General features: G+C 66.1%; 1 protein-coding gene. It reads left to right on the top strand.

The genetic code is table 11. The features are described from left to right. Positions 1 to 142: 142 nt before the first annotated feature. On the top strand, positions 143 to 384 hold a 242-nt coding region (locus EOD07_RS38315), incomplete at its 3' end, for a hypothetical protein (protein WP_206519693.1).

Below are 384 nucleotides of genomic sequence, written 5' to 3'. Positions count from 1 at the left end.
CCTGGAAGGTCTGCTCGGCCGCCCAGGCGCGAGCGTAGCCGTTCCCGCACCCGTTACAGGCCCTGCGCCGGCCATCAAGCGCAAGCCGCGGCCGCTGCCGCCGCCGCAACGGCGCCTGCGCATCTACGCCCTCGATCCTTCGGTGGCCAAGCGACTGGATTCGGTCTCGGTCTACCAGGCGACGCTTTCCGTGCCATGGGACGACGAGCCGGCGACGGACAAGCCGCTGCTGCCCGGTCCGATCGGCGAATATCTCGAAGTGGTCGATGTCGACCCCGAGTCCGACCGCATTTACGATCCGGTCGATCTCAACGACAAGGTTCTTCTGGCGCAGGACGGACTGCCGCCTTCGGAAGGCAATCCGAAATTCCACCAGCAGATGGT

The sequence above is a fragment of the Mesorhizobium sp. M2C.T.Ca.TU.002.02.1.1 genome (assembly GCF_003997225.1).
This window is presented reverse-complemented; position numbering and strand designations above follow the sequence as displayed.